Here is a 16,918-nt window from a genome sequence, read left to right on the forward strand (position 1 = left end):
GGTTTACCCTCCTGGAATCCCGATCTTCATTCCAGGAGAATTGATTACTGAAGATAATATCAATTACATCCGGAAAAACATCGAGGCCGGACTTCCGGTTCAAGGCCCTGAGGACCCGGAAATAAAACATTTACGCATCATAAAAAATTGATTGATCCCATCAAACCAGAGCAGAGTACTGCTCTGGTTTTTTTGAACCTTTTATTATTAAGCACTGGCTTCTATAAAAAGGGTGCTTCAGGTTATAACCCTGAAACACCCTTACATTCTATTAATCTTGAAATCTTTTTTCCATTTATTTTTCAGAGGCAGCTGTATCACAGCTTTGGCAGTTGTGATTGTGTGTGTATAGTACACTTACTTTCTCATCTTCAAAATGTTCAATCGTGCTATTGCAAGTTTGACATACGATAGTTCCCATTTTTACAACCCCTTCCCCTATATTGTATGCATTATTGACGTAATGTAACCGCTTTAAATGAATTATAATATAACACATTTATTATTTCAAGCTAAAAAGTATAACATATATACTTTTTCCCACTTAATGAACGATCATGTTGAAAGAAATGGATGCCAATCGGTCGTTAGACTGATTCTTTTTTTTAGGCTCTTTTCATAAAGATTGTTNNGCAGCGGGACAGGTGAGACCCCTCAGGCGTTTACGCCGAGGAGGCTCACCGCCCGCACCAAGGAAAGCGAGCATCTGGAGGGGAAATCAACCACACCCCACTACTTGGTAAATAGCAACAAAGTATGCGAAAACAGCCTTTTTTTAAAACACCGGAATTTATTTATAAACGAAGGACCCTGGACTCAATGCATCACACTCCTTGCTTTGGCATGGCAAGGTGAAAAAGGAATTTCGCCTTTTCATTTACATATAGATAGGTATATAATACATCCATAAAATGTTAAAATATTCTTACATCTTATCGATTGAAGGGGGATCCACATGACTGAAAATGCCTATATCAAACTCGTTCCTGAGTCCGTGAAAGGAACTGTAACCATCGAAGACGTGAAAGAATTGCTGAACTATTATCAAATGATTACAGCGAAAACCGGAAAGCAACTGGATTGGGACTATGATAAGAAAGCATTTCCTTATGAAATGAAAGAACCGGAAAGAATGAAGGATAAGGCCATATATCTCCAAGCCAAAGAAGATCGATATCACATGATATTGATAGGAGTTGACCAGGAAGTCGTAAAGGATGAAAATGGATCAGATCGCATCCAATCCTATATCCAATTCACCCTCCCTGATACAGCAACTTTCGGTGATAAGGGAAAAGCTAATGAATTGTGCAAATTCCTTGCAAAGAAATTACGGGCGCAGCTGCATCTCTTCAATAAACGGGTGATGTACTATTACCCAAGGAAATAAAAAACCTGCAAATGCCGAAATTGGCTCATGCAGGCGTTTCAATTAATTTTGGATCAAGGAACTCATAGCCTTTCTTTTGAAAACCTTTCACGATATCCTCTATCGCTTCACTCGTCCATTTCCGGTCATGCATCAATAAGTTCGCCCCATTTCCCAAATAAGGGCTGTTCAACATGATTTCCGTTAAAGCTTTTTTATCCTGATACTCTTTTTCCCAGTCATATCCGTAAGCCCAATTCATGACCAACATTTTTTCCTTCTCAGCGACTTTTTTTGATTGCTCGGTATTCGAACCAAATGGCGCCCTGAAGTATTTAGGGCGTTCCCCTATTATTCCCTCAACCAAATTGTTCAATTTTACGATTTCCCGCTCTTGTTCCTTTTCGTTCAACTCTTTTAAATTCACATGGGAATACGTATGATTTCCTATGGAAAAACCCATTTCATGAATTTCTTTCAGCATCGCTTTATTTTCATCATTTTCAAGGAAGTGACCGTTCACGAAAAATATCGCAGGTACTTCAAGTCGCTTCAGGGTTTGGGCGATTGCCAGGGAATATTTATCAGGTGCATCATCAAATGTCAACAACACAACTTTCGGATTTGCATCCCCAATCGGTTTAAATGACCAATTCTCTTTATCCACCCGATATTCTGCCTTCACATACCCTTCGCCAATCGTTTGTGACTTTTCTTTTTCCAAATCTTTCTCTTGCTGACTTTCATCTTGGACCGTTGTCGTCGTTTCCACACTTTTTTCATTCTCATTTTCAGTTTGGCCGGAACTCGGGTCATTACAAGCCATCAATAAAAATGATACTAATGTAAATAATGCCACTACTTTTTTAAACATGATTCCTCCGTGGTTTCATATGTCATCTAAGCTTACGAAAAATTCAATATACGGGTACCAGCGTTTCCAAAAGGATTTGTAAAATCCCGTAACATAATAGACTTATGACAGTAACAAGCATGGTTCGTCTATTGGATTTTAAAATCATTTTACCAATGTAAATGGCTAGATAAGAAAAGACCAGAAACATGAATACTTTGAAAACGAATCGATCGTTAACAGACAGCCATTCAACTAATGTATACCCACTCCAAACGATTAGTTGAAAGAGGATTACCAGATAATTTTTCAAGTGATCCACCCCATTTTAATATGTATATATCAGCCATTATCTTTTTATTGGCAAAAAATATTCCTTTAACAAATCGCTCATCTTATTTTTTATCCCCTATGGACTTTTTCAAACCCTTTAAAGGAAAAAAGTAAGAAGTCCTTTTTATAGCTTATGCCCATTTTGTCCATTTCATTTAACTAGTGAGAAGAAAATCATGAATGGGGAGTCATCCTTCATTTTTTTAAATCCCGCCAAAAAAAAGCGTACTGCATTTAGCAGTACTCTTCAGACTGTAGACATTCTCGATGGAAATCGAGTTTGTCTATTTTTATGCTTGTACAATTTGGACGTTGATTGGAACGTAGGCCACTCGCTTTCCGCAGGCGGGAGCCTCCTCGGCACTCCTGCGGGGTCTCCCCTGCCACGCTTTTAGGAGTCTCGTACCTTCCGCTCCAATCAACTTTGTCTTACCTTTTAGATTGAACACTAGTACTCAACATTAAATAAAGAGGGCCATAGCGAGTATAAATCCCCCAAAACACCTCTGTCCAACATGCTCATTTTTTTTCTCGGTGTGCATATCTGGCAAACACATGTGGAAGTAGCAGATCATATGCGTCATCATCAAGATGTAAAACCTATATATGCGAAGCGTAAAGAAACGATTTTAAGGGGACTAAAAAAATTGTCGATGCATGCGGTCCTTACTTTCGCTGCCATTAATTTAAAGAAGATGGCCAGTTGGACATGGCGAGTTCCAAAAATGGCCTAACATAGCGGGCTCTCTTAACTTTAGGCGAAATTCAGAGGGGATTTCAAAAGGGGTTCGGAATTTTTTAATTCCGAACCCCTTTTGTCTATAAACTTAAAGCGTACTGCATTAGCAGTACGCTTTTAAATAACTCAATTACTTGATGATGTGGATAGGAGTTCCAAGGGCAACTTCAGCTGCTTCCATTGTGATTTCCCCTAAAGTTGGATGTGCATGGATTGTCATCGCAATATCTTCGGCAGTCATTCCTGCTTCGATAGCCAAACCTAGTTCTGCAATCATATCAGAAGCGTTTGGTCCTGCAATTTGTGCTCCAATAACCAATCCGTCTTCTTTGCGAGTGATAAGCTTCACAAATCCGTCCGTATTATTTAATGAAAGAGCACGTCCATTTGCAGCGAATGGGAATTTAGAAGCAAGCGCTTCGATTCCAGCTTCCTTCGCTTCTTTTTCATTATAACCGACAGAAGCAAGTTCCGGTTCAGAGAATACAACAGCCGGAATAGCAAGATAGTCGATTTCAGATGAATGCCCAGCAATGGCTTCAGCTGCAATTTTACCTTCATAAGAAGCTTTATGAGCTAACTGAGGTCCAGAAACGATATCACCGATTGCGTAGATGTTTTTCACGCTAGTACGGCATTGTTTATCCGTTTCGATCAAACCACGGTCAGTCATTTTGATTCCGACTTGTTCCAGGCCGATTTCAGCAGTGTTTGGACGACGTCCAACTGTTACTAAAACGTAATCGGCTTCAACCTTTTTCTCTTCGCCTTTTACTTCATAAGTAACGGTTACACCTGTATCAGTTTCTTCCACGCCTTTAGCATTTGCTTTAGTAACAATTTCAGCACCTTTGTTTTTAAGGTTACGCTTAACAAGTGCTGCCATTTGTTTTTCAAAGCCTGCAGAAAGGATTTCTTCGGTACCTTCAAGGATCGTCACTTTAGTGCCAAAGCTAGCGAATGCTCCGCCAAGCTCAGTTCCGATGTAACCTCCGCCGATTACCACGATCGAACTTGGAACTTCTTCCAAAGCAAGAGCGCCAGTTGAATTAAGTACACGTTTCGTATATTTAAATGACGGAATCTCGATTGGCGATGAACCAGTAGCGATGATTGCGTTTTTAAAAGTATATGTTTGGGCTGAGTCATCATTCATAACACGGATGCTGTTTTCATCAACGAAATAAGCTTCGCCAGTTACAACATCAACATTATTGCCTTTTAACAGGCTACTTACACCGCCTGTTAATTTTTTTACAACAGAACCTTTCCAAGCTTGTACTTTAGAAAAATCAACAGTAACTTTTTCTGCAAAGATACCCATATCTTCTGAATGCTGAGCTTCATGGAAACGGTGTCCAGCCGAAATCAAAGCTTTCGATGGGATACAGCCTACATTCAAACAAACTCCGCCGATTGTTCCTTTTTCAACGACCGTTACTTTCTGTCCAAGCTGTGCTGCGCGAATTGCGGCAACATATCCCCCTGGGCCTGAACCGATTACTAAAGTATCTGTTTCGATTGGAAAATCTCCTACTACCATTGTTTACGCCTCCATTAACAATAATTCTGGGTCGTTCAATAACTTTTTGATATGATTCAATGCATGTTGAGCAGTTGCTCCATCAATCATGCGGTGATCAAAGCTCAGTGATAATGCCAGAACTGGAGCGGCGATAATTTCCCCGTCGCGTACAATTGCTTTTTCGGCAATGCGTCCAATCCCTAGAATGGCAACTTCTGGATGATTGATAACAGGTGTGAACCATTGACCGCCTGCGGAACCGATATTCGTAATGGAGCAAGAAGCACCTTTCATTTCGTTAGGAGCCAATTTGCCGTCACGGGCTTTCGTCGCTAATTCGTTAATTTCTTGTGAAATAGCAAAAGTTGATTTACGATCTGCATCTTTTACAACTGGAACGAGCAGTCCTTTGTCTGTGTCTGCAGCAATTCCGATATTGTAATAGTGTTTATGGATAATCTCACTAGCTTCATCATCAAATGATGTGTTAAGCATAGGGAATTCACGCAATGCACTTGTTAACGCTTTAACAACATAAGGTAGGAATGTAAGCTTGATTCCTTTTTGTGCAGCAATTTCCTTGAATTTCTTACGGTGAGCAACCAATAGCGTCACATCGACTTCATCCATTAATGTTACATGCGGAGCTGTCTGCTTGGACTTAACCATTGCTTTTGCGATCGCTTTTCTCATACCGCTCATTTTCTCACGAGTTTCAGGATATTGCCCTTCTGGAATTGAAACTTTTTGTTTTTCGGTTGTTTCCGTATCATTTTGTTGTGAAGCTTCACTTTGAGCTGCCGGTTGCTGTGGAGCGGTTTTGCCGTTTTTGAAAGCATCAATGTCTTCCTTCATGACGCGGCCGTTATCCCCAGAACCAGTGATCTCACGAATATTTACCCCTTGTTCGCGTGCATATTTCCTGACAGAAGGCATGGCGATAATACGACGTGAAGGATCTGCCTCAACCTGTGGTTGTGCTCCCGCGCCCGTTACTCCGCTATTTTCTTGAACCGGAGCAGCCTCTTTCTTGACTTCCTGTCCAGCTTCAGCAGTTGCTTGAACCTGGGCCTCCGTATTCTTCTCGCCTTCTGCCTTCGCTTCTTCTCCATGATCCCCTTTAAACTGAAGATTTTCATAACCTGGAGCATCGAATGTTACAAGTACATCGCCAACAACGGCAACCGTTCCTTCTTGAACAAGGATTTCTTCAACGGTACCTTCCACCGGTGATGGGATTTCAACAACGGCCTTATCGTTTTGAACCTCGCAAAGCACGTCATCTTCTTGTATCTTATCTCCTGGTTTTACAAACCATTTCACTATTTCACCTTCGTGTATACCTTCTCCGATATCAGGGAGTCTAAATTGGAATGCCACTGAGTTCAACCTCCTATATTAAATCATACTTAGTGCTTTGAATAAAGTCCTTTATCTTGCATTACCGTTAATGCAAAATCACTTTCCCAAGCAGGACATTCATTCCATTACTTAAGATTGTTAAAACTTCAAGACTTTAGTCGCCGTTTCAATAATGTCTTTATAATTAGGGAGCCATACTGTTTCAGCTTGTGAAAACGGGAATACCGTATCAGCTGCCGCTACGCGCAGTACTGGAGCATCCAAGCTCAAAATGGCACGTTCGTTAATTTCCGCTACGACATTCGCTGCTATACCAGCTTGCTTTTGTGCTTCTTGAACAACGATAGCGCGTCCTGTTTTTTCTACAGAAGCAATGATTGTATCGATATCCAATGGTGATACAGTCCGCAAGTCGACCACTTCGACGGAATGACCATCCTTAGCCAATTCCTCAGCTGCCTTGATGGATTCCTGCACCATCGCACCATAAGTAATAATGGATAAATCCGTTCCTTCTCTTTTCACATCCGCTTTTCCTAATGGAATTGTATATTCTTCTTCAGGAACTTCCTGACGGAAAGAACGGTACAATTTCATGTGCTCAAGGAAAATGACAGGGTCATTATCACGAATTGCTGAAATCAATAAGCCCTTTGCATCGTAAGGAGTGGAAGGGATAACTACCTTTAACCCTGGTTGCTGAGCCATTAAGCCTTCTAAGCTATCAGCATGCATTTCCGGAGTATGCACTCCGCCCCCAAAAGGTGAGCGAATTGTAACCGGTGCACTGTAACGTCCGCCTGAACGGTAGCGCATACGAGCAAGCTGACCGCTTACGGAATCCATTACTTCATATACAAACCCAAAGAATTGAATTTCAGGAACAGGACGGAAACCTTGTAAAGAAAGACCGACCGCCAATCCACCGATTCCAGATTCAGCAAGAGGTGTATCGAATACACGATCTTCACCGAATTCTTTTTGAAGATTTTCCGTTGCACGGAAAACCCCTCCATTAAGACCTACATCTTCTCCAAAAACGAGTACATTCTCGTCATTTTTAAGTTCTGTACGTAATGCTTCTGTAATTGCTTGAATCATCGTCAATTGAGCCATGGCTTACTTCGACTCCTTCTCTTTATAAATTTCATATTGTTCTTTTAAGTTATAAGGCATTTCTTCATACATGATTTCAATTAGGTCTGTAACCTTTTGTTTAGGTTCTGCATCAGCCAATTTGATTGCTTCTTTAATATCGTCTTTGGCTTTCTCTATCGTTTCGTTTTCTAATTCTTCATTCCAAAGTTTTTTGCTTTCCAAGAACTTGCGGAAACGAACCAATGGATCTTTCAGTTCCCACTCGTTATCCATTTCGGAAGTACGGTAACGTGTCGGGTCATCCCCAGCCATCGTATGTGGTCCATAACGGTAAGTTAATGTTTCAATCAATGTAGGGCCTTCACCATTGATCGCACGTTCACGCGCTTCTTTAACGGCTGTATAAACGGCCAACGCATCCATACCATCAACCTGGATTCCAGGAATACCTGCAGCCACACCCTTTTGAGCCAATGTTTTCGATGCTGACTGCAAATCAACTGGCGTAGAGATTGCGAAACGGTTATTTTGCACGATGAAGATAGCTGGCGCTTTAAATGCACCTGCAAAGTTAATCCCCTCATAGAAGTCACCTTGTGAAGTTCCACCGTCACCCGTATATGTAATGGCAACAGCTTTTTTACCGCGTTTCTTCAACCCAAGAGCCACTCCGGCAGCTTGGATATATTGAGCGCCGATAATGATTTGAGGAGAAATTACATTGACGTCTTCAGGGATTTGATTTCCCTTAAAATGACCCCGGGAGAATAAGAATGCTTGCCAAAGCGGCAGGCCATGCCAAACGATTTGCGGAACATCACGATAACCAGGTAAAATGAAATCTTCCTTTTCCAGAGCATACTGGGAAGCGATTTGAGAAGCTTCTTGACCGGCAGTCGGTGCATAGAAACCTAATCTTCCTTGACGGTTCAGTGATATGGAACGTTGGTCCAAGATGCGTGTATAAACCATACGGCGCATTAATTCTTGCAATTGTTCATCACTTAATTCAGGCATAGCCGCTTCATTCACGACTTCTCCCTCTTCATTTAAAATTTGAAAAGTTTCAAATTGTTCTTCTACTTTCTTAAGCTGATCCTGAACATTAATTTTAGCTTGTTTAGTTTTTTGAGCCATTTGGCACCTCATCCTTTCATTAAAAAGGTTTGCTATTATTATTCTATAAAGCAAAAATAGTTTGCTTTTTAGTTTCTGCAACAATACATTCTTTTATTTTTCCCTTAAGACCAATCCTCAAACGTGGATATGCTTAATATGTCTCAATCTTATTCTGTACCATAAAAAAAATCAAGGAAAATGATACAAGAATTTTTATAAATTAAGTTTACAAGATGAATTATTATCAAGTCAATCACTTGGAGTTCCTTATAATTTTTGATTAATAGAATTTCCAATACTCATACTTCTTCTCTGTATTAGTTTTCAATTTACAACTGTACTATTAAATTTCCCGTATTTATCAATTTAAAGGTGGCGAAGGATAACATTTCAATTCCCCAGCATATCCCATCGATTCCAAAACCGCTTTAACTAAAGGCATTTGAGCCTTTAAGATAATATTCCGAAAAAATAATCAAACGCTTTCATCTAAGTCTGCTGTTAGATTTTTAATTATCGTTTTTTTTTAGTACAGGTATGAAAATTTCACATCAGGCTGGTTGCCAAAAAAATGACCATTCTAAAATTTCCCAGCTCAAAAATGAACTGGATTAAAAAAATATGGGCTGTGAGTGAGGATCACAGCCCATCATTATTTATATTATTTTGTTGAATCCGCCATTTCTATGCCGGAACTATTATAAAAACTTTCTTTTTTTTGATTTGATTTTTCCGTTAATGCATTAAATTCCTCATTCGCTTTCAAAACTTTTGAATAAGAGGTATTTATTTTCTCGATTTGCACTTGTAATTCATCCATTTTCAAATCCTCTTTTTTGAAAAGATCATATAATTCACGATCATAAGCGAGACTTTGTTGATAGGCATCATATAAATCATCATAAGTGCTATAGCGCTCACTCATGATCTTTTTCATTTCAGTCGCTTCTTTTTTTATCTTTTCATCCTCTATTTTCCCGATTTGTTCATCTATTTGATTGAATTGTTCTTTTGAGGATTGCATACGGCTTTGTTCCTTTTCAATTATTTTTTCCCTTTCGTCGATATTCTTGGTTGCTTCATCTGAAAGCTCGACGATCTGTTCATAATCATCCAATCCAAGTTTAATGATTTTCTCATATTTTTCTTTTTCCTTTTTCTCCAAATCATTAAGCGGCTCTTGATTCTCGGTGAAACCACTTTCCTTTTCTGCAGTTTTCTCCAGGATTTTGTGGATTCTTTCTTCCGGTGAACCATTAAAACAACCAGTCAAGATCACTAAAGAAAGAAGTAAGATAACAAATGGACCAAAACGTTTCAACATAGCCAACTCCTTCTGATAGTTCTTCGAAGATTCATGTTCCTCAATACATTCTTAAGCCGCAGACAATTTGTTTCAATCATATTCCGAACAGGTTTTTTTCATTACTGGGCGCTAGCCTACACCCTTTAAACCATACTGCATAGGCTGTAGGGACCGTTTCAAATGAAAATGGTCAGCATTTTAATAAATACAAAAACGGAGGTATGAAATTATGTATGGAGGTTTCAACCAAGAATGTTGTTATCCGGTTTCCGCTGCACCTAGCTATGGATATGGCGATGGTGGAGGCTGCGGCTTTGGAAGCGGCTTTGCCCTGATCATTGTCCTGTTCATTCTGTTAATCATCGTCGGCGCGTGCTTATGCTAACCAGGTAATTACTATTACCTTTACCCGAAAATGTTAACGATTTACCCTGATTCACAAAAAATGATAATATTTTTTAAATAGACCAACATGCAATTAAAATAATGGCAGGGATAGGAAATCATCGACTTGACTCCATCCCCTCCATTTTTCTTTCATTAAACCATTCATTAACTTTCAGCCTTTTTTTTGTTAAAATAACCCTATACATACTATAAGAATTTTTATGGGGTGAAAGATTATGCTTACCATGGATGATTTTGTTAATGAAGACGACCCAATCTTAAGGCAAGTCGCGGTAGAGGTTCCGCTTCCGGCATCAAATGAAGATAAGCAACTTTTAGCCAGCTTGATGGAATATGTCCAAAACAGCCAGAAACCTGATATTGCCGCTCTATACGGGTTAAGGGCAGGAATTGGCTTGGCCGCACCACAGGTTAATGTTTCAAAAAGGATGATTGCGGTTCACTTAAAAGAAAAGGATGATCAACTTTATAGCTATGCACTTTTCAACCCTAAACTCGTTAGCCATTCAGTCGAAAAAGCATACTTGACATCCGGAGAAGGCTGTCTTTCCGTAAATCGTCCCGTTTCCGGCTATGTGCCACGTTATGCCAGAATAACGGTTGCGGGTACGGACCTGGAAGGAAAACCGGTTCAACTCCGCCTGAAAGGCATCGCAGCCATTTGCTTTCAACATGAAATCGACCACCTTAATGGTATCATGTTTTATGATCATATCAATCCGGAAGACCCCTATGCCATTCCGGAAAATTCAATTGCGGTGGAAAGGTAACGTAATAAGCAATACCCCCGTCTGTTGGTTGACGGGGGCTTTATTTTTTATATCAGTTCAAGTTCCTTCAAACCAAAAAGTATGCCATCATCATCGACATCCTTCGTTACAAAGTCGGCCTCTTGCTTCACAAGCTGACCGGCATTCCCCATAGCCACGCCATATCCCGCTACTTTTAACATCTCTATATCGTTTAAGCCATCTCCAAAGGCGTAAACATCCTCAAGAGCAAACCCGACTTTTTCCATTAATATTTTAATGCCTTCAGCCTTTGAACCCCCGAATGGAAGTACATCCGTCGAATACTCATGCCATCTAATGAAGTGAAAATCATCATATTTCCCAACAAAGTTCCCTTCTTCATCTTCCGAGCAGAATAATAAGGCCTGGTATATATCATGATCCACATAAAAATCCGCTACATGTTCAGGGTGGGGAAACTTAAGGCTGCTTAATGCTTCTTCAATTCTGCTATGATGTGGAACACTCGATTTCATGGTCTCCTCATTCATGAAAACGATCGGTATTTCATTTTTTTCAGCATGTTCGTGAAGGCGTTTTATCTCAGGTATGCTTAAAGGGTTTTTATAAACGACTTTCCCTTCAAAAACAACGTATTGTCCATTGAAACTTACGAATGTATCGATGCCAAGCTCTTCCCTTAAAGACTCGAACATGAACGGAGCCCTTCCTGTGGCAATCGCTACAAAGACCCCGCTATCCTGCAGTTGCTTAATGGCTTCTTTTGTTGAAACAGGTAACTTTTTTTCATGATCAAGCAATGTTCCGTCAATATCAAAGAATACGATTTTCACTTACGATTCACTTCCAATTCATTCATTTTTTCCTTTTTAATATGTACCCATTTAATAATTGTCATCAAGATAAGTCAAGTAACTCTACCGGATCCAACTCAAAGTTACGTTTTTTATTCAGGAATGGGCATATACTATCCTTAATAGAAACCAACTCAGGCTTTCCAGATTACACTTCTCCCACTCTTCGGCCTCTTATATCCCAGTTGCTTGTTTGAAAGAGCCTTTTTTTTCAAAAATGGGCCATGTACCTGTAAAGACGTATTTACATTATTGAATAATCCTATACAATAATAACTAAGGGAGCGTGATCGCCATGTTAAAAAAGCTTCGTAAAAAGCTTGCTAAACAGTGGAATGATCTTTTAAGAAAAAAATCTATCGCATGATTTGCCATTCATTACTGCCTTGGCCGTCATCCATATGCGAATTTTTTTCGGACAGCCCTTCAAAAACTTGCGGAGGGCTTCTTCCTTGTTGTAAAGTTCTTGTTAGGCATTCTTTCTATCTTGGCTTTTATTTGGTCAGGTGAATACATATTTCAATCAATATATGAGTTGCTGTGTTTTCTGAAAAGCTGTACACAGTGGTACTGTATTAACTTAGAAAGAAATCGTTTACGAAAAAAGATCCCATGATTTAAGTTTTACACATGGCAAAAACGGATAGGATATAAGATAGAGGAAGCTACAATTGGATTGATACCAGATTCGGCCATCTATTTTTTTATATACTTTTAGACATTGGTATATTTAATTCATCAAACCCCTTCCGTTTTTATGGCGGAGCTGGGTTTATTTTTACATGATGTTGAAAAACATGAAAAAATTGTTGTTTTTATATATAATGAAAAAAGCAATGCAAACAAGTGAGGAGAGATTAAAATGGTTTTTAAGGTATACTATCAAGTAACCATATCAGAGGTTCCCATCAGGGAGAATACTAAAACAATGTTTGTCGAAGGTGAATCCGTTCGTGACGTTCGTTTAAAATTAAAAAAAGAACCTTATAACGTAGAAATCGTACTACCCGTAACCGGAGCATATTTAGAATATGAAAAACAAAATGAAGATTACAAAGTATTGGAGCTATAATTTATGAAATTCGTAAAAAACGATCAAACAGCTGTATTCGCCCTGGGCGGTTTAGGCGAAATCGGTAAGAACACATATGCTGTACAGTTTCAAGATGAAATCATCATCATTGATGCTGGAATTAAATTTCCTGAAGATGAACTCCTCGGTATTGACTATGTGATTCCAGATTACAGCTATTTAGAGAAAAATGTAGATAAAATCAAAGGTGTCTTCATTACCCATGGTCATGAAGACCACATTGGTGGGATTCCTTATTTACTTAGAAAAGTGAATGTCCCTGTATACGGCGGGAAGCTTGCACTTGGACTGCTTCGTAATAAGTTGGAAGAACACGGCCTTTTACGTCAGACAACCATGATTGAAATCAGTGAAGATGAAGTGATCAAGTTCCGGAAAACGTCCGTCTCCTTCTTCCGTACAACTCACAGTATCCCTGACTCATATGGAATCGTCGTAAAAACCCCACCTGGACAAATTGTCCATACTGGTGATTTTAAATTCGACTTCACCCCAGTGGGTGAGCCTGCAAACCTGACCAAGATGGCTGAAATCGGTAAAGAAGGTGTTTTGTGCTTACTCTCGGATAGCACAAATAGTGAAGTGCAGAACTTTACTATGTCCGAAAGCCGTGTCGGTGATACCATTCAAGACATTTTCCGCAAGGTTGACGGCCGGATTATTTTTGCAACGTTTGCATCGAACATCCATCGCCTACAGCAAGTTGTGGAAGCAGCCGTGGCTAACGGCCGTAAAATAGCCGTTTTTGGCCGAAGCATGGATTCAGCCATATCAATCGGACAAGATCTTGGTTATATCGTTGCGCCTAAAGATACATTTATTGATGTACAGCAATTGAATCGTATGCCTGCGAATAAAGTAACCATCCTTTGTACAGGCAGCCAAGGTGAACCAATGGCAGCACTATCGCGCATAGCGAACGGCACTCACCGTCAAATTCAAATCATTCCTGGTGATACGGTAGTATTTTCATCTTCACCCATCCCAGGTAACACAATCAGTGTTTCCAGAACGATCAATCAATTATATCGTGCAGGAGCAGACGTCATTTCAGGTCCTCTTAATGACATTCATACATCAGGACATGGCGGACAGCAGGAACAAAAGCTTATGCTCCGTTTGATAAAACCAAAATTCTTCATGCCAATCCATGGTGAATACCGTATGCAAAAACTGCATGCCCGCCATGCAGTCGATTGCGGCGTTCCGGAAGAAAATTGCTTTATCATGGATAATGGTGAAGTTCTTTCCTTAAGTGAGAACACAGCTCAAATCGCTGGTAAAATCCCTTCAGGTTCGGTTTATATCGATGGAAGCGGCATTGGGGATATCGGTAATATCGTTCTCCGTGATCGTCGGATTCTTTCCGAGGAAGGCCTTGTCGTTGTTGTTGTCAGCATCAATATGAAGGAATTCAAAATTGCATCCGGTCCTGACATCATCTCTCGCGGATTTGTTTATATGAGAGAATCAGGAGACCTTATCAGCGATGCTCAATCCTTGATCACAAAGCATTTAAATAAGGTGATGGATCGCAAAACTACACAATGGTCTGAAATCAAAAATGAAATTACAGACACTCTATCTCCATTCCTATATGAAAAAACGAAACGCCGTCCGATGATCCTGCCGATCATCATGGAAGTGCAATAAATAATAGAAGAAGCCCAGCCATCATTTGGCTGGGCTTCTTTTGTTTAGGTTTGTAAATCCCCAACCTTGAATTCCACTCCAGACACACAATTTCCGCGGCTGTCCGGGAAGCTCCCCGGATCCTTAGAAGCCTGTGGGTTCTACCTGGACACTTTACTCCCGCAGGAGTCTCGAATACCCGCTCCAATCAACTTTGTTTTAACAGTAGATAGAACTCCTTTTGCCTACAGTCTTTTTTGTTTTAAAAAAGGATTGTTAAAACTTGAGGTGACAAGGATGCTTGAATAGATTTTCTATTGCGTCTTAATGGAAAACATCCGAAAGTAAGCTGATACGAAGCATGTATTTGTTGATTCCACACTGCGGAAAGCCAGTGCCGGAAACACGAGTTTATCAAGTATGCAGAAATAAAAAGGGGATTGAAAAATTGTCGATGCAGGCTATTCTCTATAACTCCTTAAGATCCAATTAAAAAACAAAAAGGTTTCGGAATGAGGCCATTCCGAAACCTTTTTGTTTTTTAATTGATAAAAGCGCTACTCGATTTTAGCAGGACGCTTACTTATTCCACAATTTTCTTTTCAAAGCGATTGATGTCCGAATCCGCGCCGATGACGATCAATATATCACCTTTATGTATTAAATCGCTCGCCTGTGGGGAAACATTAATTTCGTTCCCTCTTTTGATTGCGACTATATTCAGTCCGTAGTGGGCACGGATATCAAGGTCAATTATCGAGTTTCCATTCATCTTTTGGCTTGCAACAATTTCGACGATGGAGTGTTCATCAGAAAGCTCCAAATAATCGAGAATATTATTGGAGACGATATTATGGGCAATCCTTCTCCCCATATCCCGCTCGGGGTGCACGACAAAGTCGGCCCCGATTTTACGAAGAACCTTCTCGTGATAATCATTTTGCGCTTTAACCGTAACATTTCCGACACCCAATTCCTTAAGCATGAGAGTCGTCAATATACTAGCCTGAATATTCTCGCCAATCGCTACAATGACGTGATCAAAATTTCTAATCCCTATATTCCTTAGTACATTTTCATCTGTCGTATCCCCTACTACGGCATGTGAAGCTATTCTGGCAAATTCATTCACTCGATCTTCGTCGGCATCGATAGCCAGAACCCCTAATCCTTCTTCAGCTAATGTCTTGACTATGCTGCCGCCAAAACGGCCAAGTCCAATCACCGCAAATTCTTTTTTCACAATAAGCCCTCCAACGTCATTCGTTCTTTCTTTAGAGCATGTACTGCACTGAAAATCATTTTTATGCTTCGCTTCCTTTAAACGTTATATAATCCGTTAAGTGATCGATCGCGAGTTCAATCGCTTTTTCATCCGGGCTTAACTTGGCGTGATGCAATCCGTATTCCGATGAGACCCCCAGCCAGAACATGAATCCTGGAATCTCCTTTAACATATAACCAAAATCTTCACCAGTCATTGCTTCAGTACATTGATGCAAATGAACAGAAGTTGACTTCTCTGTGAATTCCATGAATTCCCGGGTCAACCGTTCTTCATTATATACCTGGTGATACATCGCGCCATAGTCGATTTCAGCCAAGCACTCATATCCTACTTGTATACCATCCACAAGCGCTTTTATCCTAGACTTGACCTTTACCATCGATTCGGGGTTAAGAGTGCGTATTGTGCCCTCTAACCTCGCTGTCTCCGCAATAATGTTTTGAACGGTGCCTCCAGTAATCTTCCCAACTGTAATGACAGCTGAATCTAGCGGATTGACATTCCTGGAAACGATTGTTTGAAGCTGCCCTACAAGCGAGCAGGCCGCAATGACCATGTCATTTGTTTCGTGCGGATAGGCTGCATGTCCTCCTTTCCCCCTCAAATCGATGAATAACTCAGATGTATTGGCAAATAGAAGCCCTTCTTTAACGGCAATCGTCCCAACTGGATACTCCGGAGCAATATGTAAAGCAAGAATCATATCAGGCTTCCATTTTTTCATCGTTTCCGACTTAAGCATTGGTTCAGCTCCGCCAGGACCCTCTTCTGCAGGCTGGAAGATGAACAGCAAGTCATCATCGATCGGATTTTCCGTGAAATATGTCAACAATCCCAAACCTATGCTCATATGAAAATCATGACCGCAGGCATGCATATATTCCTCGTGGTTGGATGCAAACGGCAATCCGGTTTCCTCTTTTATCGGCAAACCGTCTATATCAGCTCTGTAGCCAATGGTTTTTCGCGGGTTCATCCCCTTCACTTTCACGAATACCCCAGTTCGCCAAGTTTCTATTTCCATTCGCTCCTGGGCCAGATTCGTTATGTAATTCAGTAGGTATTGCTGCGTCTTGAATTCTTTGAACCCTATCTCCGGTATTTGATGCAAATCACGCCGGATCTTGGCAAAAGGATTTATTTTCACATTATTCCCTCCCTATACAGAAAGCGTGGATATAGTTATC

General features: G+C 40.3%; 17 protein-coding genes and 1 pseudogene. 7 read left to right on the forward strand and 11 right to left on the reverse strand.

What is annotated here, in order from left to right:
* Positions 1–151: hypothetical protein (locus J7I96_RS28715; RefSeq protein WP_215048047.1), on the forward strand; the 151-nt coding region annotated here is incomplete at its 5' end.
* Between the two features lie 144 nt (positions 152–295).
* Here J7I96_RS28715 and J7I96_RS02435 read toward each other — a convergent pair.
* Complete coding sequence (locus tag J7I96_RS02435) at positions 296–421, reverse strand: GapA-binding peptide SR1P (RefSeq protein WP_072272684.1); 126 nt, start codon at positions 419–421, stop codon at positions 296–298.
* Between the two features lie 534 nt (positions 422–955).
* Between J7I96_RS02435 and J7I96_RS02440 the strand changes: the two genes are divergently transcribed.
* On the forward strand, positions 956–1,390 hold the full coding sequence (locus J7I96_RS02440) for a DUF1885 family protein (protein WP_214768722.1): 435 nt from the start codon (positions 956–958) through the stop codon (positions 1,388–1,390).
* 25 nt (positions 1,391–1,415) lie between these two features.
* On the opposite strand, the gene J7I96_RS02445 is transcribed toward J7I96_RS02440, so the two are convergent.
* Both J7I96_RS02445 and J7I96_RS02450 read right to left on the reverse strand, forming a co-directional pair.
* Complete coding sequence (locus J7I96_RS02445; RefSeq protein WP_214768724.1) at positions 1,416–2,243, reverse strand: polysaccharide deacetylase family protein; 828 nt, start codon at positions 2,241–2,243, stop codon at positions 1,416–1,418.
* 43 nt (positions 2,244–2,286) lie between these two features.
* Positions 2,287–2,544 carry a hypothetical protein gene (locus J7I96_RS02450; RefSeq protein ID WP_306804763.1) on the reverse strand — a complete coding sequence of 86 codons (258 nt, stop codon included), beginning with the start codon at positions 2,542–2,544 and terminating at the stop codon, positions 2,287–2,289.
* A 463-nt stretch (positions 2,545–3,007) separates the two neighbouring features.
* Here J7I96_RS02450 and J7I96_RS02455 point away from each other — a divergent pair.
* Positions 3,008–3,289, forward strand: a pseudogene (locus J7I96_RS02455) (IS5/IS1182 family transposase); the annotation flags it as partial.
* A gap of 135 nt (positions 3,290–3,424) precedes the next feature.
* On the opposite strand, the gene lpdA reads toward J7I96_RS02455, so the two are convergent.
* The 5 genes from lpdA to J7I96_RS02480 all read right to left on the reverse strand — a co-directional run bounded on the left by lpdA (position 3,425) and on the right by J7I96_RS02480 (position 9,722).
* On the reverse strand, positions 3,425–4,837 hold the full coding sequence (lpdA, locus tag J7I96_RS02460) for a dihydrolipoyl dehydrogenase (RefSeq protein ID WP_134783324.1): 1,413 nt from the start codon (positions 4,835–4,837) through the stop codon (positions 3,425–3,427).
* A gap of 3 nt (positions 4,838–4,840) precedes the next feature.
* Entirely contained in the window at positions 4,841–6,199 is a 1,359-nt protein-coding gene (locus J7I96_RS02465; protein WP_214768728.1) for a dihydrolipoamide acetyltransferase family protein, read from the reverse strand.
* 120 nt (positions 6,200–6,319) lie between these two features.
* Positions 6,320–7,297, reverse strand: coding sequence for an alpha-ketoacid dehydrogenase subunit beta (locus tag J7I96_RS02470; protein WP_034314063.1), 978 nt, complete (start codon positions 7,295–7,297; stop codon positions 6,320–6,322).
* A 3-nt stretch (positions 7,298–7,300) separates the two neighbouring features.
* Entirely contained in the window at positions 7,301–8,416 is a 1,116-nt protein-coding gene (gene pdhA / locus J7I96_RS02475; protein WP_214768730.1) for a pyruvate dehydrogenase (acetyl-transferring) E1 component subunit alpha, read from the reverse strand.
* 643 nt (positions 8,417–9,059) lie between these two features.
* Positions 9,060–9,722: a YkyA family protein gene (locus tag J7I96_RS02480; RefSeq protein ID WP_214922920.1), complete on the reverse strand. Its 663-nt coding sequence runs from the start codon at positions 9,720–9,722 to the stop codon at positions 9,060–9,062.
* A 211-nt stretch (positions 9,723–9,933) separates the two neighbouring features.
* Between J7I96_RS02480 and J7I96_RS28720 the strand changes: the two genes are divergently transcribed.
* Together J7I96_RS28720 and def are read left to right on the forward strand one after the other, a co-directional pair.
* On the forward strand, positions 9,934–10,089 hold the full coding sequence (locus J7I96_RS28720) for a YjcZ family sporulation protein (RefSeq protein WP_063576945.1): 156 nt from the start codon (positions 9,934–9,936) through the stop codon (positions 10,087–10,089).
* Positions 10,090–10,327: 238 nt separating this feature from the next.
* Positions 10,328–10,882, forward strand: a complete 555-nt coding sequence (def, locus tag J7I96_RS02490; RefSeq protein WP_096338302.1) for a peptide deformylase — start codon at positions 10,328–10,330, stop codon at positions 10,880–10,882.
* A 47-nt stretch (positions 10,883–10,929) separates the two neighbouring features.
* Here def and J7I96_RS02495 read toward each other — a convergent pair whose 3' ends face one another.
* A complete protein-coding gene (locus tag J7I96_RS02495) occupies positions 10,930–11,697 on the reverse strand; it encodes a Cof-type HAD-IIB family hydrolase (protein ID WP_214768734.1) in 768 nt (255 codons plus the stop codon).
* Positions 11,698–12,580: 883 nt separating this feature from the next.
* Here J7I96_RS02495 and J7I96_RS02500 point away from each other — a divergent pair.
* Together J7I96_RS02500 and rnjA are read left to right on the forward strand one after the other, a co-directional pair.
* Entirely contained in the window at positions 12,581–12,790 is a 210-nt protein-coding gene (locus J7I96_RS02500; RefSeq protein WP_034314070.1) for a DNA-dependent RNA polymerase subunit epsilon, read from the forward strand.
* A gap of 3 nt (positions 12,791–12,793) precedes the next feature.
* A complete protein-coding gene (gene rnjA / locus J7I96_RS02505) occupies positions 12,794–14,464 on the forward strand; it encodes a ribonuclease J1 (protein ID WP_034314071.1) in 1,671 nt (556 codons plus the stop codon).
* Positions 14,465–15,026: 562 nt separating this feature from the next.
* On the opposite strand, the gene J7I96_RS02510 is transcribed toward rnjA, so the two are convergent.
* Together J7I96_RS02510 and J7I96_RS02515 are read right to left on the reverse strand one after the other, a co-directional pair.
* Complete coding sequence (locus J7I96_RS02510) at positions 15,027–15,686, reverse strand: potassium channel family protein (protein WP_034314073.1); 660 nt, start codon at positions 15,684–15,686, stop codon at positions 15,027–15,029.
* A gap of 61 nt (positions 15,687–15,747) precedes the next feature.
* On the reverse strand, positions 15,748–16,872 hold the full coding sequence (locus tag J7I96_RS02515; RefSeq protein ID WP_214770068.1) for an N-acetyldiaminopimelate deacetylase: 1,125 nt from the start codon (positions 16,870–16,872) through the stop codon (positions 15,748–15,750).
* Between the last annotated feature and the right edge of the window lie 46 nt (positions 16,873–16,918).

This window comes from Bacillus sp. ISL-78, assembly GCF_018613455.1.
Taxonomy (GTDB): Bacteria; Bacillota; Bacilli; order Bacillales; family DSM-1321; genus Peribacillus; species Peribacillus frigoritolerans.

What these genes read in the sequence shown, in the direction of transcription:
- J7I96_RS02480 (WP_214922920.1), bottom strand. Translation starts at nt 9,722, where the DNA reads ATGTTGAAACGTTTTGGTCCATTTGTTATCTTACTTCTTTCTTTAGTG.
- pdhA (WP_214768730.1), bottom strand. Translation starts at nt 8,416, where the DNA reads ATGGCTCAAAAAACTAAACAAGCTAAAATTAATGTTCAGGATCAGCTT.
- J7I96_RS02440 (WP_214768722.1), top strand. Translation starts at nt 956, where the DNA reads ATGACTGAAAATGCCTATATCAAACTCGTTCCTGAGTCCGTGAAAGGA.
- J7I96_RS02445 (WP_214768724.1), bottom strand. Translation starts at nt 2,243, where the DNA reads ATGTTTAAAAAAGTAGTGGCATTATTTACATTAGTATCATTTTTATTG.
- J7I96_RS02500 (WP_034314070.1), top strand. Translation starts at nt 12,581, where the DNA reads ATGGTTTTTAAGGTATACTATCAAGTAACCATATCAGAGGTTCCCATC.
- J7I96_RS02470 (WP_034314063.1), bottom strand. Translation starts at nt 7,297, where the DNA reads ATGGCTCAATTGACGATGATTCAAGCAATTACAGAAGCATTACGTACA.
- J7I96_RS28720 (WP_063576945.1), top strand. Translation starts at nt 9,934, where the DNA reads ATGTATGGAGGTTTCAACCAAGAATGTTGTTATCCGGTTTCCGCTGCA.
- def (WP_096338302.1), top strand. Translation starts at nt 10,328, where the DNA reads ATGCTTACCATGGATGATTTTGTTAATGAAGACGACCCAATCTTAAGG.
- rnjA (WP_034314071.1), top strand. Translation starts at nt 12,794, where the DNA reads ATGAAATTCGTAAAAAACGATCAAACAGCTGTATTCGCCCTGGGCGGT.
- lpdA (WP_134783324.1), bottom strand. Translation starts at nt 4,837, where the DNA reads ATGGTAGTAGGAGATTTTCCAATCGAAACAGATACTTTAGTAATCGGT.
- J7I96_RS02435 (WP_072272684.1), bottom strand. Translation starts at nt 421, where the DNA reads ATGGGAACTATCGTATGTCAAACTTGCAATAGCACGATTGAACATTTT.